Below are 16,650 nucleotides of genomic sequence, written 5' to 3' on the forward strand. Positions count from 1 at the left end.
ACTTTAATATCGTATGATTAAGCTATAGAAGTGGGCGATTTTCGTGATTGACGAACGATCTTAGGGTGCGATAGGCGCATAGAGGTGTTATAATGCATGAAGTGTGTGCTTCGAGGGTATACATGGATGTAAAGTGGTCTTTATGATAGAATAGGACGGATGGAACGAAAAGAAGGAAGCTATATAGATTGAATTAGACATTTACACGAGAACGGAGAGGACAGAAATAACGTGAAGAAGCGTAGCGTTCGTCTGAAAGCTTTCTGAAAGAAAGCTACGTCGAAAGCATAAGCTATCACCGGATTTTCTCTTTGCAAAAGAGAATTCGAAAAATCTGGGGATAACAGCGATTGGAAGGTTATTCTGTCATCGGAGTGGAAGTGTAAATATTTATGGTTCAATCTAAATGAAAAGAAGGAATAGGTGTTGAAAACAAAATGAAACCTTTTATATATGATTATTCCCTAGAAGAGCTGCAGCAGTGGGCTGTTAATAATGGGGAGCCTGCGTTTCGTGGGGGTCAGATTTTTGACTGGATCTACGTGAAACGTGTGAATGATTTTAATGAAATGAGTAACTTACCGAAGGCACTACGCGAAAAATTGACAGAGCAATTCGAATTTGTAACGCTCACAGAAATTACGAAATTTGAATCCAAGGATGGAACGGTTAAGTTCCTGTTTGGTCTGCATGATGATCATGCCATTGAAACAGTTATCATGAAGCATAACTACGGGAACAGCATCTGTGTAACGACACAGGTCGGTTGCCGAATTGGTTGTACATTCTGTGCATCTACTCTAGGTGGTCTCAAACGTAACCTTACGGCTGGAGAGATTACTGCTCAAGTGGTACAGGCACAGAAAATTCTGGATGAACGTGGCGAGCGTGTCAGCAGCATTGTTATCATGGGTTCAGGTGAACCATTTGAAAACTATGAAGCTACGATGACCTTCCTGCGCACGATGATTCATGAAAAAGGATTGAATATCGGTCAACGTCATATTACCGTATCTACGAGCGGAATCGTACCAAACATCTACAAATTTGCTGATGAAGATACACAGATTAATCTGGCGATCTCCATTCATGCACCGAACGATGCGCTTCGTTCCAAATTGATGCCGGTTAACCGTCGTTTCCCGTTTGAAGACGTTATGGAATCCTTGCGTTATTACTTGGCCAAAACAGGTCGGAGAATTACGTTTGAGTACGCCCTGATTGGTGGAGTTAATGATCAGCCTGAACATGCTGCTGAACTAGCAGGTGTGCTCAAGAACATGCTGTGCCACGTTAACTTGATTCCGGTCAATCACGTGCCTGAGCGCAAATACGTAAGAACATCACGAAGCGATATATTTAACTTCCAGAGAATTCTCTCGGAGCAAGGCGTCAATGTAACGATTCGTCGTGAACAGGGACATGATATTGCTGCCGCTTGCGGTCAGCTTCGTGCCAAGCATATGGAGTTGAGGTGAGAACGTTTTGATCAAAACAGTTCATGTGAGCCATATCGGACGTGTACGTTCGGTTAATGAAGATTCAGCTTGGATTCGCAATTTGGAAACAGGTTATATCTTAGGCATTGTTGCCGATGGCATGGGCGGACATCTTGCGGGAGATACCGCAAGTCGTCTTGCGGTGGAGACACTCGTGAGCGATCTCGGTACATTAGAACCGGGCTTGTCGCATGCCTCTTTGTCTGCTGCTCTCAGCGACGCGATACTGCATGCGAATGAGGTAATATTCCGCACAGCATCTGCAGATGAAAAGTACCATAACATGGGGACGACAGTGGTTGCTGCCTTATTGAATGATGCTGAGGGAGTTATCGGTCATATCGGAGATAGCCGCGCTTACAAAATTGCCAACAAATCATTAACTCAGTTGACGGAAGATCACACACTGGTCAATGACTTGTTAAAGAACGGTATCATTAAAAAGGAAGATGCTTCTCATCACCCACGTCGTAACGTACTGACTCGTGCACTTGGCACAGACGCTGAGGTAAAGGTAGATTTGGATCCCGTTAAGCTGGAAAAGGGCGAAGTCCTTTTGTTATGCAGTGATGGGTTAAGCAACCTAGTCAGCAATGAGCAGCTCATTCAAGTTGCTGGCAATTTGGATCTTCCTCTTGAGGAACGAGCGGATCGTCTACTCCAGCTGGCTCTGCTCGCTGGCGGAGATGATAACATCACCGTTGCGTTGTTTGAGGCTCAAGAGGAAAGTTCCGTAGTTGCGGAAACGGGGTGCGAGTCATGATTGGGCACCAGCTAGGCGGACGCTATGAAGTGATTGAGCGGGTCGGTGGCGGCGGTATGGCGCTTGTATATAAAGCACAGGATCTTCTGCTGAATCGAAATGTCGCGATCAAAGTGTTAAGACAGCAATTCGTCCATGACGAAGAGTTTATTCGACGTTTCCGCAGAGAAGCACAATCTGCTGCATCTTTGTCTCACCCTAACGTAGTGAGTATCTATGATGTAGGGCAAGAAGATGATGTGCATTATATTGTTATGGAATACGTCGAAGGCAAAAACTTGAATGAAATTATAAAGGAAAGGGCGCCTCTGCAAGTCGATGAAGCCGTTCGTATCGCTTCTCAGATCGCAGATGCCCTGGATCACGCACATCATAATCAGATTATTCATCGGGATATTAAACCGCATAACATTTTGATTGGACGCAATGGACGTGTGAAGGTGACGGATTTCGGAATTGCTCGTGCCGTAACCTCGACGACAATTACTCAGACTGGTTCTGTGATCGGTTCTGTTCATTATTTCTCGCCTGAGCATGCCAAAGGCATTGTAACAGGCGAAAAATCGGACTTATATTCTCTTGGTATCGTACTCTATCAAATGCTGACTGGGCAGCTTCCGTTTTTGGGAGAGAGTCCAATTAGCGTTGCTTTGAAGCATTTGCAGGAAGAATTCGATGAACCACGCAAATTTAATCCATTGATTCCGCAAAGTGTGGAAAATGTAATTCTGAAATCTATGCGTAAGAATCCTCAAGAGCGGTATCAATCAGCAAAAGAAATGCAGACCGATCTGGAAACTTGTTTGATGCCAGAGCGTCGCAATGAAAACAAGATTGATTTTCCGGATGAGGATGATATTGATCAAACCCGTGTCATGCCTGCAATTAAGCCTGAGCCACGTGGTATTACTTCAACAGGTTCAGTACCTGTGATGGAGTCTGACGTCGAGGCGGGCAAAGAAAAGGGCAAAACAAAGAATTGGAAAAAGCCAACTCTTCTTATTTCGTTGACGCTTCTAATTCTGATAGCCATGGTTGGCGTGGTATGGTACGTCAAGGGCATGCTCGTTGTTCCTGAAGTGCAGGTTCCTAGTGTCATTAATGAGACTGAGGAAAATGCCCGTAAAATCTTGGAGGATAGTGGCCTTGTCATAAGTAATGAAGTCATTAGAGCTCACGAAGAAGGTTTTGATCCAGGGATTGTGTTTGACCAGAGCAGAAAAGAAGGCGATGTCGTCAAAGAGGGCACGGAGATCCAGCTTAGTGTCAGTATAGAGAAAGAGCCATCTACAATGATTGATGTAAAAGGTTCCTCTTATGATGCTGCTGTGAAGAGTCTGACCGCTTTAGGCATTAAGGAGGATCAGATCCAACGTAAGGATGAATACTCCAATGAAGTCGCATCCGGAAACGTGATCTCCCAGACGCCTGGAGTCAATGAAGAATTCGATCTGGAATCAGTTCAAATTGTTTTAACCGTAAGTAGAGGCGCTGAAACGATTAAGATGCCTGATCTTAAAAATCAAACCCGTAGTGAAGCGGAGCGTTTGCTTAAATCCGCCGGATTAACGCTGGCTCAGGTTCAAGAGGAGTCAAGTTATACCATTGACCGCGGTAAAGTAACCCAACAATGGCCTTTTGAAGCGGGTGCAGAGGTTAGTCCTGGTGACAATATTACCATTTACATCAGTACAGGTTATCCACCAGAAGCGTTAGAATATTCGTTTAATATTAATGTCTCACCAAAAGAAGAGGGCAAAAACAGCAGTATTCGAATTACATTTGAAGATGCACGTGGCAAAAACCAAGAGTGGGGAACACGTACCATTAACAAGTCTAACCAAGCGTTGACGATCCCACTGGTACTTGCACCAAATGAGAATGGCGCTGTGTCCGTCTATCGGGATGGGAAATTCCTTGATACGTACCTTGTTACCTACATTGATGCCAAGAATGGAACCGTTGTTGTACCTTCCATTGAGCCTGAGGGCGGCGTGCAGCCACCACCGGATGAGCAACAACCGGATCCAGGGAATGTGGAAGAGGATAGTACGGAAACCAACCAGGAAGGTGAACCTGAGTCAACACCTGCGGATGGTGAAACTGACAACGAAGAGGGAGACACCTCAGCGATGGATCAAGGGAATGGTAATGGCAATGGTAACGGTAAGGCTAAGGGTAGAACCAAGGAAGTTGTTAATGCATCAAGCCGTCCTTAAAGGACGGCTTATTGCTGACGTTTAGCCAGTAAAGGTTAGTTCTAACCATTCACTGAAAATCGTACGTCTGGAACTTGCACAATCGTATTGCCAAATCAAAGGAGGGCGACGGAGCTATGCCTGAAGGTATCATCGTTAAAGCGCTAAGCGGTTACTACTATGTCATGCCACTGGAAGATAACGGGGTGCCTTCGGTTGAAGGCTCTGCCGTTCAATGCCGAGCTAGAGGCATCTTTAGGAAGCGGGGCACTTCACCGCTTGTGGGTGACCGTGTTAGCTACATGTTGACTGAGAATGGGGAAGGAACAGTAGATGAAATTAAAAAGCGTGACACGGAACTGATCCGTCCTCCTGTGGCTAATGTCAATCTGGCTGTTCTCCTATTCTCCGTCAAGGAACCGGATATGAATCTGAATCTGCTGGACAAGTTCCTTGTTCATATCGAACAGGCAGGGCTGGATGCGCTTATCGTCGTAACGAAGCAAGACTTGGCTAATCCAGGAGCAGATGACAAAGATACTGTCGCTGAAGTAAAGGCGCTCTACGAACAGATTGGTTATGAAGTCATCTCTACCAGTTCGCGAACCGGAGAAGGCAGTGAAATGCTGAAGGAACGGCTTGCAGGTAAGATTAGCGTATTTGCTGGTCAATCCGGGGTAGGTAAGTCTTCCATGCTGAATGCTTTGATGCCAGGTCTTACATTGGAAACGAGTGAGATCAGCATGCGTCTAGGACGAGGCAGACACACCACTAGGCACGTAGAATTAATTCCACTGGATAATGGGGGCTTTGTTGCCGATACTCCTGGTTTCAGCCAGCTGGACTTCCTAGAGATTGGTGTAGAGGAGCTCTCTACCTGTTTCCGTGAATTTGCTCAGTATGCAGATCAGTGCAAATTCCGAGGCTGTACACACACCCACGAACCATCATGCAAGGTACTTGAAGCTAAGGAAGAAGGACTAATCGCCGAAAGCCGGTACCGGCACTATGTGTTGTTTCTTACAGAAATGAAAGACAAGAAGCGGAGGTACTAACATGATTAAAATTGCCCCATCCATTTTATCTGCTGACTTTGCCCGTCTTGGTGCAGAAGTAGCGGAAGCTCAAACCGCAGGTGGAGATTGGATTCACGTTGATGTCATGGACGGTCACTTTGTCCCTAATATTACGCTTGGCCCTGCGATTGTAAAAGCTATTGCGCCTCATACGAGCTTGCCGCTTGATGTGCATCTGATGATTGAGAATCCAGAGCGGTATGTTGAGGAGTTTGCCAAAGCAGGCGCTGCGGTCATTACTGTTCATGCCGAAGCTTGTGTGCACCTTCACCGTGTTATTCACTTAATCAAAGAACAAGGTGTAAAAGCAGGCGTTGCTCTGAATCCGGGTACACCTGCAAGTGCGATTCAAGAAGTTCTTGATGATGTGGACTTGGTGCTGGTCATGACGGTTAACCCAGGATTTGGTGGACAAGCCTTCATCTCCGGAACAATGAACAAAATCAAGCAAATTCGCAGTTGGCTGAATGAAAAAGGACGTCATGACGTTCATATTGAAGTGGATGGCGGAATTGCTGCCGATACGGCTCCACTTGTGGTGGAAGCTGGCGCGGATGTGCTCGTTGCAGGAAGTGCAGTATTTGGACGTGAAGATCGTGCAGCTGCAATTACTGACATTCGCAACAGCTACGGGGGCTAAACATGAATCTGAAAGAGACGCTGTGGACCATGGCTGCAAGTCTCGTTACAGGACTAGTGCTCGCTTTATTTGCGGTAGTACAATCTCCATTTAATGCATTTACCTCTTTACTTGGGGTTGGAATTGTCATCTTGTACTTCCGTAAATTTGACCGAACGAGACTTCGGGTTACATTTGTCATTTTTAGCATACTCTACTACTTAATGAGTGTATTCATGATTGCTGTCTATCAATTTGTTCCGACCCAGATGTAAATCCCTTGTTTCAGGCTCGTCATTATGGAATAGGGACAGGTAGTTCCGCATAAATATGGTTACATGAGCAGGTTTCTCATGTAGCCTTTTTTGTCGTGTTTGCGGTAGGGAAGGCATGAAGCATAGGATGCGGCGGATGTATGAGCATGATGGGGAGGGTGAAGTATGAAATTTTACACGTTCAAACTGCCGAAGTTTTTGGGAGGGTTTGTAAAGGCGATTCTTAATACGTTTCAAAAGAACTGATCCATTACAATGCGAATACCGCCGCTTTGTTAGCTTCAGGGCGTCCTGAGAATTAGCTTACGAAGCACGATGCGGCGGCCATTCACATGTCTATGGTGTTTAAGGTGGGGGCTTTCATGTTTAAATACCAAAAAAGCACCTGCGATAGACAAGGTGCTTTTTGCTTATCCGATTTATAGTAGCTTTGCGTGATTATACGCGAGTCACTTTACCGGCTTTCAGTGCACGGGTGCTTACGTATACACGTTTCGGTTTGCCGTTCACGAGAATGCGGACCTTCTGAACGTTTACGCCCCAAGAACGACGGTTACGGTTGTTAGCGTGGGATACGTGGTTACCGGTGCCCGGTTTCTTACCTGTCACATAACATTTGCGAGACATAGATTACACCTCCTATCCTAAAATAACCAGTGCCTTCGGAGAGACGAAAGTCATTCCATAAGGACTAAATTGTTCTACCTGACTAGAAAAGTCAGTTTCCAGTAGCTAATGGGTTGTTCAAGCCAGCATCGCCGGATCATTTCCATTACTAAACCTGCTTAAAACAATACTTGAATATAATATCATATCTAAAAAAGCTTCGTCAACTGATCCAAAAACTTTATTTATTTCTCCTGTCTAATATAGTACAATGTTGAATAGTCCATAATACAGCGGTGAACAGGCTTTTGCCGCGGGGAAGCCGGAGAAAAGACCGGCCTTAAAGGTCGGGGGTCTGCTTTTTGGCAACGCTGCGCGCTGCGGCATTCCATCATTGGCACCAGTCTCCATGCGGCATTCATGCCGGCTCTCGATACCGGTGCATATCCGTATGCCCCGAACTTGGGGCTGTAATTGGTTGCAGGATATCGGTGGCCAGGCCGCCCAGACCGTTAAACCCGGCTGACATGTTGTATTATATGCCTATGCCGGACAAGGTATGGACGAAGAATAACGCAATAGCGTTAACGCATGAACAGACCAGATAACATCTTGGTGCAAGATGTTCGTGTATCAAGCTAGGAAGGGGAATTCTCACTTGAGTATACGTTCTTTAAATGGAACAGATTTCACCGCAATGGTACTTGCCGGAGCGGAACAACTTGGGCAGCATGCAGAGCACGTCAATTCCCTGAATGTTTTCCCTGTGCCAGATGGCGACACGGGAACGAACATGAATTTGACAATGAGTGCAGGAGTCGCTGAGATTAAACGCAAGAGCTCTGCCTCAATCGGAGAAGCTGCTGGTATCTTATCGAAAGGCCTGCTTATGGGTGCTCGCGGCAATTCCGGAGTTATTTTATCGCAATTGTTCCGAGGATTCAGCCGTTCCGCTGCGCCTTATGAGGAACTGAATACAATCCAATTTGCGGCAGCCCTCCAGAACGGTGTGGATGCAGCATACAAAGCAGTGGTAAAGCCTGTAGAAGGCACCATTCTGACCGTAGCTAAGGAAGCTGCTAAGCATGCCAACTATTACGCTAGACGGACGAATGATATTACAGAATTAATGAATGAAGTATTGTTAAAAGCAAAAGAAGCACTGGCGATGACTCCAGAATTGCTGCCTGTACTGAAACAGGTTGGCGTTGTGGATTCAGGTGGTCAGGGGCTTGTATATATTTACGAAGGTTTCATGGAAGTTCTATTGCAGCAAGATGGAGGAAGCCTGACGACTCTGCCAAAAGAAGTTCAACCTTCGGTATCGTCTTCTGCTCTCAAACCTGCTGCGAAGCCAGAAGTAACACCTGCTAAACCTGTACAACAGGTTATCGCGCCAGAGATGCCTTTATCGGCACAAGCAAGACTTGTTACGGAAGATATTGAATTCCTGTATGATATGGAATTTTTCATTAACCGACAGCTTGGCGACAACGCAGGAGTCGCATTCGATGAGGATGTTTTCCGGAAAGCGTTATCAGTGAACGGAGATTCCATTATCATTATTGCCGATGATGAAGTCATTAAAGTGCATGTGCATTCCAAGACACCTGGCGATGTATTAAACCTGGCTCTACGCTATGGTGAAATTACGCAGATTCACATTCTGAACATGCGTGAACAGCATAGAGACCTGCTTACTGCTGGCATGGATATCGCACCTTCGCCTGAACTGTTCGCAGAGATTCCACCAGAAGTGTCGCGTGGTCACGAGGAAGCTGTGCCGCCTGCGGATGAGATGGCACCATATGGATTTATCGCTGTATCTTCAGGTGATGGTATTGCTGAAATTTTCCGTAGCCTCGGTGTGGATGTCGTTTTGTCTGGTGGACAAACGATGAATCCGAGCACGGAGGATTTTGTAAAAGCGGTGCGTTCAATCGCAGCGGAACAGATTTTTATTTTGCCAAACAATTCTAATATCGTACTTGCTGCAGAGCAGGCACGTGAATTGCTGGAGGATGAACGCCGTATTACTGTAATTCCAAGTAAGACCATTCCACAAGGTATGGCGGCTGCTTTTGCTTTCCAAGAAGATGAATCGGCAGAGGTGAATCGGGATCAGATGCTGGATGCTCTGGCACGGGTGCAATCTGGTCAAGTGACCCATGCGGTGAGAGATACCCAATATGATGAGCTGGATATTAAGGAAGGTCATTATATCGGGATTCACAACTCCAAAATTGTGGCTACGGATGAAGATCTGTTGCAGGCCTGCCAAGGTTTGCTTGCGCGCATGTTAGAGAGTGGAGACGAGGTTGTTACCCTGCTTGAAGGGGAAGAGGCGTCTTCTGAGGTTACAACTGCACTGGTTGCTTGGCTCGAAGAGCAGTATCCGGATGCTGAAGTAGAGGTACATGCTGGAGGACAGCCTGTTTATTATTATTTGTTCTCTGTAGAGTCGTAGTGTTCACCTAGCCAAGAAGGAGGGGATCTAGTGAGCCATAAGGTTGCGATCGTAACGGACAGTACAGCAGATATACCGGAAGAACTGATTCGCAAGTATGGGATTCATGTTGTGCCGTTGCGTGTATTGTTTGGTGAAGAAACGTATGCTGACGGAGTTGAACTGACCCCAGAGGAGTTTTATACGAAACTTGGAAAGGCTGCGACATTGCCAACGACGTCACAGCCTTCTCCTACTGAGTTCATGAACGTATATCAATCACTGCTGGACGAGGATCCGGAACGTGCCATCGTATCCATTCACTTGTCGTCTGGCATGAGTGGCACTTATCAATCTGCTCTGCTTGGCAAGTCTCTGTTAGAGCGTGAAGGTGACATCACGGTGCTGGACTCCAAGTCGGCATCTTACGGATATGGATTGCTGGTGGTGCAGGCCGCTGAGCTTGCCTTACAGGGCAAATCAGCAGCCGATATTGCTAGTGCTGTAGAAGGTATGCACCGGACTCGTAAGCTGTTCTTCCTTGTGGATACGCTAGAGTATCTACAGAAAGGCGGTCGAATCGGCAAAGCGGCAGCGATTTTTGGAACCCTTTTGAATATTAAGCCAATTCTATCTATTGATAAAGAAGGCATTATCTATGCCGTTGAGAAGGTCAGAGGTCAAAAAAAGGCCATGGCTCGCATCATTGAGCTGTTTCAGCAGGATTTCGCGGGTAAACGCGTAAATGTGGCAATCGGCCACACCGCAGATCCCGGATCAGCCATTGCTTGTGCAGAGCAGTTACGTGGGCATTTTACACTGAATGAGGTAGTGTATACCAACATCGGCGCTGTCATCGGTAGCCATGTCGGTCCTGGTGTAATAGCTATCTTTATGTGGCCTGTTCCGGAATGAGGGATTAGACATGAAATGGGATGAAATATCCGTAAAACAAATCAACGGCGTGAGTGCTCTCAAAGAGGGAGAGCTTCACGCCTTTGGCATCTCTACTGTAAAAGATTTATTAGAATATTATCCGTTCAGATACGAGGATTATCGACTGCGTTCTCTCAGTGAAGTGAAGGATGGAGACAAGATTACCGTTCAGGGCAAAATTATGGGCATTCCTGTGCTGCAGAGATACGGGAAAAAATCCAGGCTTACGTGTAAGGTGATGATAGAGGAGTGGATGATTACAGCCACGTGGTTTAATCGACATTTCCTGAAAGACCAGCTAACACCTAACCGTGAGATTGTCATCACAGGCAAATGGGAACAAAAGCGCATGCAGATGACGGTATCCGATTCTGAATTTCCCGATAAAGGGGAAGGGCGTTCAGGTACACTTCAACCTGTATACTCAGTAACGGGCAAGCTCACACAAACGTGGATGCGCAAAACCATTCAGCAAGGACTCGTGCAATATGGGGAGTTAATTCCTGAAATTTTGCCTCGAAGCTTATTAAATAAATACAGTCTCTTGCCTCGCAAACAAGCGATTGCTGGGATTCATCATCCACAGGATAACCAAGAAGGCCAGCGAGCCAGACAACGGATGGTGTATGAAGAGCTCTTCTTATTCCAACTTAAAATGCAGGCATACCGTGCTCTTAACCGAGATCGTATGGACGGGGTCGTGCATACGACGGATAATACGACTATTCGGGAATTTGTACGCAGTTTGCCGTTTGAGCTGACAGATGCACAGAAGAAGGTAGAGCTTGAAATTTTGCATGATATGCGCTCGCCGTATTCGATGAATCGTCTGCTTCAGGGAGATGTAGGGTCAGGCAAAACCGTCATTGCGGCGATTGCCCTATATACCACGGTGCGGTCTGGGTTTCAGGGAGCTCTAATGGTACCTACAGAGATTCTGGCAGAGCAGCATATGAGATCATTACAAAAGCTGTTCGAACCGTTTGGGGTGACCGTTGGTTTGCTGACAGGTAGTGTGAACGGCCGCAAACGTAAAGATCTGATTGCTTCTTTGCAAATGGGCATGATTGATATCGTAGTAGGCACGCATGCTCTGATTCAGGAGGATGTATTCTTCCGTGATTTAGGACTCGTGGTAACCGATGAGCAGCACCGTTTCGGTGTGAATCAGCGCAGTGTTCTCCGCCGTAAGGGATATAACCCGGATGTGTTGACGATGACAGCTACGCCGATTCCTAGGACACTGGCGATTACAGCTTTTGGCGATATTGAAGTATCTACGATCTCAGAGCGACCTAAAGGGCGTATTCCGATCTCCACCTACTGGGTGAAGCATGACAAGATGGAGCGGGTGCTGGGCTTTATATCCCGAGAAGTGGATCAGGGGCGGCAAGCATATCTGATCTGTCCACTCATTGAAGAGTCGGAGAAGCTGGACGTTCAGAATGCAATTGATCTGCATATACAGATGCAGCAGAATTTTCCAAACTATCGTGTGGGTTTGCTTCATGGACGAATGACGGCGACGGAAAAAGAGGAAATGATGCGTGACTTTTACAGTAACGATATTCAGCTGCTCGTTTCGACGACGGTCATCGAGGTAGGGGTAGATGTACCTAACGCTACGCTTATGGTGATCATGGATGCGGATCGTTTCGGTCTGTCACAGCTTCACCAGCTTCGAGGCCGAGTTGGCCGTGGGGCTCATGCTTCCTACTGTGTGCTCATTGCTGATCCGAAGTCAGAAGTTGGACAAGAACGCATGAAGGTCATGACGGAAACGGATGACGGCTTCGAGGTGTCTCGGCGCGATCTAGATCTGCGAGGTCCTGGTGATTTCTTCGGCACCAAGCAGAGCGGATTGCCCGAGTTTCGATTAGCAGATATGGTTGCTGACTTTGCGGTATTGGAGCAGGCCAGAGATGACGTCTCCAGTTTAATTACAGATGCAAACTTCTGGACATCCATCGACTACGCACCACTGCGTGAGTATTTACAGGGGCAACAAGTGTTTCAAGGCGACCTCATTGATTAACTTAGAGGTAGTTCAAAAAGTCCGCTTTTGATTACGAAGGATGCCTAGCGGCATCATCAGCGGCGAATATGGGACTCAGCCGATATGTCCGCTGCTCACGTAGCCTTATCTACGCTCCGCTACTCCATTTCTAGCTTCATCGCATCTTCTTGGTACTGAAAACCGGACTTTTTGAACTTCGATTGTAAAGAGGTAGTTCAAAAAGTCCGCTTTTGATTACGAAGGATGCCTAGTGGCATCATCAGCAGCGAAGCTGGGACTCAGCCGAAATAAGTAGATGCTTACGAAGGTTGTTTCCTTCAGAAACAATGTAGTTGCTCACGTAGTCTTATCTACGCTCCGTTACTCCATTTCTAGCTTCGTCCCATCTTCTTGGTACTGAAAAAAAGGACTTTAGCGAATAGAAGATATTGCTGCTTTCCGTATTTCCTTGGGAAAAAGGTCAAGTGTACAAGCCCTCCTGTCATATGAATAAGAAGTGAGTTCATTATTCAGGAGGTGCTAAGTCCGTTGGGTTATCAACAATATGGAATTAGTCCGCAGTTAGTGGAGCGGATCAAAACAAAGATGAAAAATCCTGCTGTAAAAGAGCGTATCAAAAAACTGATCGATGGAGTAACCAAGTCGGATCTTCAGGATCGTGCAAAAGTGAGAAGACTTGTGAAGTCTTCAGCAGTCATTATGAATGAGAGCTTCTCGTCTGCTCAAGAGGAGCAATTTGTAGCTTTTGTTATCGCACAGAAGATTGACCCGAATAATACGTTCCATCTGATTAAGCTATGGGGAATGTTTAGATAGGTGTTCGGTGTGATGTCAAATGACATTGAACAATGATAGGTTACAAAGGAGCTGTCCCAATAGTCATGCGGGACAGCTCCTTTACTATTTATTATTTCAATGGAATTAGGAGTTTGGTGACGCAATCGATTTATCTGTACGAGGGTTATGGCAATCCGTCTAATAAATAGATAGTGAAGAATAATGAATAAGTACATATGTAAGTTAGGAAACTGATGCATGCGCGTGGATTCTCACTTCTTGTTTTTGTTATGATGTTGGACATGTGGAGAACCAATAGCTATCAAAGAGACAATTAGAATTACTATTAAAATTGCATTAGAAGGTACGGTTTTATATACGTAGTTCTGAACAATGAGTACGAGAATGGAAATACTTAAGATCACTTTCAACGCATGAACAGAGAATCGCTGAGGGTTTTTGGATCGTGTGGAGATAAAATAGAGGATACCCCCTAATAAACCAAACAAAAGCACTGAACCTAGGAGCAGTAGTAATACAAGCATGAAATACACCTTTCTCAACAAAAGTTGTAGCAAATTGGAATAACATTCTAATTATATCACAATGAAATTTAACAGATAAGTGTCGATGAAGTACTCCGCAAATGTAGAATGAATGCTATTGATGGATTACCTATGGATTTTGAATTTTCGGTTAGAGCTTTGCTTTCCTGCAGGGGGAGCGGTAAACTGTTGCATACGAGCATGATGAGTAGGTTCTACACATAGGAGCTTGTACCAACATAGGTACGCTAATGTCTAATAGATATGGAGGAAGTTCGATTGTCTGAAATGTTTATTATGCTGCTTGGTTTGTTTGAACGGGCGGCATTATTAATTATCTTTTTATTCTTTTTGTCCAGAGTACCCCGATTTCGGCAGATCCTGCAGAAGGGCAAATTAAGGTGGCAAGAATATGTAGCAGTTACACTACTATTCTGTGCTTTTGCGATTTTCGGGACATATACGGGGATTAATGTAGAAGGTTCTCTTGTCAATGTACGAATCATCGCCGTGTTATCTGGTGGTATTTTGTTTGGAGCGCCAGTAGGGATTATTACGGGGATTGTATCCGGAGTACACCGTTATTTGATTGATATGGACGGAGTAACGGCTATTCCTTGTCTCATTACAAGTATTATTGCAGGTCTCGGATCGGGTTATATTCACAAGTATACGCCGAAGTCCAAACGCTGGATTATTGGGATTGCTGCTGGAATGATCTGTGAAGCACTTACGATGTTACTCATTTTGTTGTATTCCTACCCAGACCCACTGGGGGCGGATATCGTGTCTCAGATTGCACTACCAATGATTCTAGGTGAGATGAATATTGGGTTGATTGTGCTTCTCGTGCAGAGTGTTGAAGGGGAAAAAGAAATGATCGCAGCTCGCCAGGCGAAGCTCGCATTAGATATTGCCAACAAAACGCTGCCGTATTTCCGTTCCATTGACGAAGACTCTCTTCGTACAATCTGCCGAATTATTCAGGAGGACATCCAGGCAGATGCGGTGGCCATTACCGATACACGAAATGTACTCGCTTATGTGGGATTTGGTGAAGAACGGTATCATATCGGAAATGAGATTATTAGTGAGATGACGAAGAAAACGATCTCCAGCGGAGAGATTACCATTAGTAATGATGTGATTGATGAGAAAACGCCGGATATTCACTCCCTGCTTATTATTCCGCTAGAAGAGCGGGGCGAAGTGACTGGAGCACTAAAAATTTATTATCGAAAAGCGTACAAGATCACGTATCCTCTGCAGACCATGGCAGTAGGGCTATCACAGATTATTTCTACGCAGATGGAGGTATCCCGTGTTGAAGAGATTAAGGCTGCTGCGAACAAAGCAGAGCTTAGGGCTCTGCAAACGACCATCCATCCTCATTTTCTGTTTAATGCGTTAAATGCCATTGCCTCCTCCATTCGTACCAAGCCCGATCGAGCAAGGGAGTTAATTGTGAATTTGTCGGGATATATGCGCTATAATCTGGAGCTGTCAGACGAGCTGATCGATATTCATAAGGAATTGGAGCAGGTTCGTAATTATGTGGAAATTGAAAAGGCGCGCTTCGGTAACAGGCTGCAAGTAATCTATGAGATAGATGAGGTGGCTGTGCATATTCCAAGTCTGGTGATTCAGCCACTTGTTGAAAATGCCATTATCCATGGCATTCTTAAAGTGAAAGGGCCGGGAACGGTTCGCATTCGAGTACAGGATTATCCTAATTTTGTGCGGGTGGGTGTCAGCGATACAGGATCAGGCATCCATCCAGACATTATTGAACAGGTGTACCATGACCGGATGCCTGGGAATCAGATTGGATTATATAACGTACACCGGCGTGTGAAACTTATATATGGACAAGGCTTAACCATTACTCGGTTGGAACAAGGAACAGATATTTTATTTGATGTGCCTAAAGGAGATGCATAACAAGGTGATTGGTCGATGAGAGCCCTTATTGTTGAAGATGAGATCCTGGCGAGTGAGGAGTTGAATTATTTAATTCAGGAGCACAGCCAGATTGAAGTTGTTGCTTGTCTTGAAGATGGACTGGATGTGCTGAAGTTTCTACAGGAGCAGGAAGTTGACGTTATTTTTCTGGACATTAACATTCCTTCGTTAGACGGCATGACGCTGGCTCATCATATTGGAAAGTTTGCCCGTAAGCCCTACATCGTATTTACGACAGCGTACAAGGAACATGCAGTGGAGGCATTTGAGCTGGAAGCGTTGGATTATATATTGAAGCCTTATGACGAGAAACGGATTGCAGCTATGCTGAACAAGCTTGAATCCACATTCCGCCGGGATCAGGAGCAGGGGGAGCATGAACGTGGTATGGGCGACGGATCAGTTCAGCATACGACTTCTGTACATGACTCCTCGTCTGTATTAAGCTCATCCTCTGGAACGCAACAGGTGAGGGAAGCGAACAGCCATGATGTGAGGCGGATTAACCTGTTACGGAACGACAACATCATTGTGACGGATACTACGGATATTTATTATGCGGAAGCACAGGAAAAGGTAACGAAGGTATATACGAAAAATGGTGAATTTACGATGCCCGTCAGTATTACGGATTTCCAGGGACGTTTACCACAGGAAACCTTCTTCCGCTGCCACCGTTCGTACGTGGTGAATCTGGCTCAAATTCGTGAAATTGTGCCTTGGTTTAACAATACTTATCTGTTACGCCTGCGTGATCTGGAGGCAGAAGTGCCTGTAAGTCGTGGGAAGGTAAAAGAGTTCAGGCAGCTCATGCGCATTTAGAGGCATTTCATTCCCGCTCTGATGCAACTCATGCCAAAATCGGTGTAATGAATCCCCTTTCATGTATGATTAGCTTGTGAACGCATTCAAGCATTTGACATCGGCAAAG

Annotated in this window: 14 protein-coding genes; 13 read left to right on the forward strand and 1 reads right to left on the reverse strand. The window is 45.6% G+C overall.

Translation table 11 applies throughout. The features are described 5' to 3' along the window. The first annotated feature begins 437 nt into the window (after window positions 1–437). From rlmN to spoVM, 7 genes are all read left to right on the forward strand, one after another. Window positions 438–1,478, forward strand: a complete 1,041-nt coding sequence (gene rlmN, locus ASD24_RS13220; RefSeq protein WP_056696377.1) for a 23S rRNA (adenine(2503)-C(2))-methyltransferase RlmN — start codon at window positions 438–440, stop codon at window positions 1,476–1,478. 7 nt (window positions 1,479–1,485) lie between these two features. Beyond that, complete coding sequence (locus ASD24_RS13225) at window positions 1,486–2,262, forward strand: Stp1/IreP family PP2C-type Ser/Thr phosphatase (RefSeq protein ID WP_056696378.1); 777 nt, start codon at window positions 1,486–1,488, stop codon at window positions 2,260–2,262. Then, on the forward strand, window positions 2,259–4,481 hold the full coding sequence (gene pknB, locus ASD24_RS13230) for a Stk1 family PASTA domain-containing Ser/Thr kinase (RefSeq protein ID WP_056696380.1): 2,223 nt from the start codon (window positions 2,259–2,261) through the stop codon (window positions 4,479–4,481). Before ASD24_RS13225 ends, pknB begins: the two co-directional genes overlap by 4 nt. 116 nt (window positions 4,482–4,597) lie before the next feature. Further along, window positions 4,598–5,515 (forward strand): ribosome small subunit-dependent GTPase A, encoded by a 918-nt coding sequence (gene rsgA, locus ASD24_RS13235; RefSeq protein ID WP_056696381.1) that lies wholly within the window; start codon window positions 4,598–4,600, stop codon window positions 5,513–5,515. A gap of 1 nt (window position 5,516) precedes the next feature. After that, complete coding sequence (rpe, locus tag ASD24_RS13240; protein ID WP_056696383.1) at window positions 5,517–6,176, forward strand: ribulose-phosphate 3-epimerase; 660 nt, start codon at window positions 5,517–5,519, stop codon at window positions 6,174–6,176. 2 nt (window positions 6,177–6,178) lie between these two features. Beyond that, window positions 6,179–6,430, forward strand: coding sequence for a hypothetical protein (locus tag ASD24_RS13245; protein WP_056696385.1), 252 nt, complete (start codon window positions 6,179–6,181; stop codon window positions 6,428–6,430). Between the two features lie 165 nt (window positions 6,431–6,595). After that, window positions 6,596–6,676 (forward strand): stage V sporulation protein SpoVM, encoded by an 81-nt coding sequence (spoVM, locus tag ASD24_RS13250; RefSeq protein ID WP_019424875.1) that lies wholly within the window; start codon window positions 6,596–6,598, stop codon window positions 6,674–6,676. Window positions 6,677–6,868: 192 nt separating this feature from the next. Here the strand turns inward: spoVM and rpmB are convergent, their stop codons facing one another. Further along, the gene (rpmB, locus tag ASD24_RS13255; protein WP_024631107.1) at window positions 6,869–7,057 is read right to left on the reverse strand and encodes a 50S ribosomal protein L28; all 189 of its coding nucleotides are present in this window, start codon (window positions 7,055–7,057) and stop codon (window positions 6,869–6,871) included. Between the two features lie 637 nt (window positions 7,058–7,694). Here rpmB and ASD24_RS13260 point away from each other — a divergent pair. From ASD24_RS13260 to ASD24_RS13290, 6 genes are all read left to right on the forward strand, one after another. After that, window positions 7,695–9,503, forward strand: coding sequence for a DAK2 domain-containing protein (locus ASD24_RS13260; protein WP_056696387.1), 1,809 nt, complete (start codon window positions 7,695–7,697; stop codon window positions 9,501–9,503). 30 nt (window positions 9,504–9,533) lie between these two features. Further along, entirely contained in the window at window positions 9,534–10,397 is an 864-nt protein-coding gene (locus ASD24_RS13265) for a DegV family protein (RefSeq protein ID WP_056696389.1), read from the forward strand. A 10-nt stretch (window positions 10,398–10,407) separates the two neighbouring features. Further along, the gene (gene recG / locus ASD24_RS13270; RefSeq protein ID WP_056696391.1) at window positions 10,408–12,453 is read left to right on the forward strand and encodes an ATP-dependent DNA helicase RecG; all 2,046 of its coding nucleotides are present in this window, start codon (window positions 10,408–10,410) and stop codon (window positions 12,451–12,453) included. Between the two features lie 510 nt (window positions 12,454–12,963). Then, entirely contained in the window at window positions 12,964–13,251 is a 288-nt protein-coding gene (locus tag ASD24_RS13275; protein ID WP_056696392.1) for a stage VI sporulation protein F, read from the forward strand. An 803-nt stretch (window positions 13,252–14,054) separates the two neighbouring features. Further along, window positions 14,055–15,698: a sensor histidine kinase gene (locus tag ASD24_RS13285; protein WP_056696933.1), complete on the forward strand. Its 1,644-nt coding sequence runs from the start codon at window positions 14,055–14,057 to the stop codon at window positions 15,696–15,698. A gap of 15 nt (window positions 15,699–15,713) precedes the next feature. After that, window positions 15,714–16,541, forward strand: a complete 828-nt coding sequence (locus ASD24_RS13290) for a LytR/AlgR family response regulator transcription factor (RefSeq protein WP_056696395.1) — start codon at window positions 15,714–15,716, stop codon at window positions 16,539–16,541. The last annotated feature ends 109 nt before the right edge of the window (window positions 16,542–16,650 follow it).

The sequence above is a fragment of the Paenibacillus sp. Root52 genome, from assembly GCF_001426865.1.
Classification (GTDB): Bacteria; Bacillota; Bacilli; order Paenibacillales; family Paenibacillaceae; genus Paenibacillus.